The 1,609-nt window shown below is 37.6% G+C and carries 2 protein-coding genes and 1 pseudogene; all 3 read right to left on the bottom strand.

Annotated elements, in window-relative coordinates; translation table 11 throughout:
* The coding region (locus AC52RT_RS12330) for a DEAD/DEAH box helicase (protein WP_495541020.1) at nucleotides 1-456 on the bottom strand (456 nt) is incomplete at its 3' end.
* A 333-nt stretch (nucleotides 457-789) separates the two neighbouring features.
* The gene (locus AC52RT_RS12335; protein WP_495541021.1) at nucleotides 790-1,296 is read right to left on the bottom strand and encodes a GNAT family N-acetyltransferase; all 507 of its coding nucleotides are present in this window, start codon (nucleotides 1,294-1,296) and stop codon (nucleotides 790-792) included.
* A 127-nt stretch (nucleotides 1,297-1,423) separates the two neighbouring features.
* Nucleotides 1,424-1,609, bottom strand: a pseudogene (locus AC52RT_RS12340) (aminomethyl-transferring glycine dehydrogenase subunit GcvPB); the annotation flags it as partial.

Genomic DNA, 1,609 nt, shown 5'->3' on the forward strand with positions numbered 1-1,609 from the left:
AATTACCAGATAGCGCAGTTCACCAACGTTTAATGTTCCTTTTTGAATATGATCTAACACTCTGCCCGGTGTTCCAACGACAATATGATTTTTTTGCTTAAGCTCCAGCTGTTGCTTGGCAAATGATTGCTTTCCATAAACTGCTGCTGCTTTGATCCGCTTAAATCGACCAATATTCGTTAAATCTTCCTTCACCTGTGCAGCCAATTCTCTCGTCGGTGTTAGGATAAGTGCCTGAGGTTTATTTTCGATCCACTCTATATGATGACAAATCGGGATTCCATACGCAGCTGTTTTCCCACTGCCAGTTTGTGCTTTTACGATAAGATCCTGATTACCAATCGCGATCGGAATCACCTTTTGCTGGACCTCTGTCGGTTGAAAATAATTCATTTTACTTAATGCCCGCATAATCTCGCGACTTATGTTACAATCATTAAAGCTATGTTCAGTCATGTATGTTCCTCTTTTTCGGTTACTTAGCTGATTCTCCACTTTAGAGATGCTTTTATCCATTATACCTGATTGGCACTGAATAATCGAAATTAGAAGGATAATCTAATCTCAGGTTCCCGTCATTTTAAGACAACATTTAAATAAAAACTGCGGTCGCATTTTTTCTTACATAATAAAAGTCTACCTACTACCTATCTTCTCATTTTCAAGTAAGGCCCCATTTAATTTTAGCATTGTAAATAATCATATATTTATTGGACAGCTATCCTCCGATAAAAAAAGCGATACTCTATTATTAAAGTATCACACCCATAAAAATAATTATTTGTCTATTCACCTTTCCCATTCATGTACTAAAATACTGTATAATAATGAATCCCGCCAGCCTCCTCTCATGAACAGATGGCCTCGAATAATCCCTTCCCTAACCATTCCAACTTTCTCCAACACCTTTGCTGATCCTATATTTCTTGGGTCACAGGTTGCAAAAATACGATGCAGGTTCAGTTCCTTAAATCCAAAGTCAATTAATAAAGACGTGACTTCTGTTGCCATTCCTCTTCTCCAATAATCTGGATTTACAACATAGCCAATTTCTCCAGCTTTATTAGTGAAACTCCGTATATTAAACTCTCCAGCCCCAATCATACTTCCATTATAAATAATTGCGAAGACAAACCTTGCTCTTCGTTTTTGTGTTGAATCTTCGATTACTTGGTTCACAAATTTTTTTGATTCTTCTTCTGTATTCGGTCCCCAGGGCTGGTACTGACAAACGATATCTTGTGATGCGTATTTATGTACATCAACCCAATCACTACTAATCATTTCTCTCAGCATGACTCTTTCATTTGAAAAGCAAAATGTATTTTCGATTGTATTTCCCTCCTTACCCCGTCCGACAGATTATTCATTCTTCTAAAAAAGCAGCTATCTGGTCATGACAGCTGCTTAAAATGTATTCTTATTAATTTTGATATCTCAATACAGGCTTACGAGCAGCTAGTGCTTCGTCCAAACGGCTTATTACCGTTGTATGTGGTGCTTCCTGTACAATTTCCGGATTCTCCTCTGCTTCCCTAGCAATTTGAATCATAGCATCAATAAAGCCATCCAGTGTTTCTTTTGATTCTGTTTCTGTCGGCTCAATCAT

This window comes from Peribacillus sp., from assembly GCF_059453735.1.

Bases quoted from the DNA above. Each gene is read 5' to 3' on its own strand.
- AC52RT_RS12335 (WP_495541021.1), bottom strand. From the start codon at position 1,296: ATGCTGAGAGAAATGATTAGTAGTGATTGGGTTGATGTACATAAATAC.